The following is a 532-nucleotide window of genomic DNA, read 5'->3' as shown; positions in this document are numbered from 1 at the left end:
GGCGGGCAGCTTTCTCGGAACGAATGTCGATCTGCTGTCGATGGAGGTTATCGTGAAGGTCGCGGATGCAACTGGTTCTTGTGATCCTGGTCCAGACCACGGCGCCTCTGCAGGTGCCGCGCTCGGCTGAAGGCGCCACGGCCGACCAAGCTTGAGGCGCATGGGCAGAGAATGCATTCTGTATTCAAAAATTTGATTCGGAGAACGTCCGATTGTGGATCGGCATGGAAGCGTGAACCTCCCCTTTGGGGGGCCAACACTCCGCAATCACGACGTTTTCTATCGATAAGGTGGGGTCCTGATCGGCGCCGACGTTGACCCCGGCTGCGGCGCTGAAAGTTTTTTGCTTCAATGACTGGGAAGTCCACGCAGTGGGGTCAAGTTTCGGCGCCTATTTACACAATTGGACGAACCAGATTTTCGACATTGTTGGAGTCGATCTCGACGCGGCCGTCGGTCAGGAAGGTCTGCAACCCGTTCCAGTGGTTATGGATATAGGCGAGCTTTTCGCCGAGGCGGGACTTGGCGGAGA

At 56.8% G+C, this 532-nt stretch carries 1 pseudogene; it reads right to left on the bottom strand.

Annotated features, from left to right (window positions below):
• Positions 1-401 precede the first annotated feature (401 nt).
• Positions 402-532: pseudogene (locus NHN26_RS17390) on the bottom strand (IS66 family transposase); the annotation flags it as partial.

Source organism: Rhodovulum tesquicola, assembly GCF_024128855.1.
GTDB classification, from domain to species: domain Bacteria; phylum Pseudomonadota; class Alphaproteobacteria; order Rhodobacterales; family Rhodobacteraceae; genus Rhodovulum; species Rhodovulum tesquicola.
Note: the sequence above shows the minus strand (reverse complement) of the source record. Positions and strands in the feature narration are given on the sequence as shown.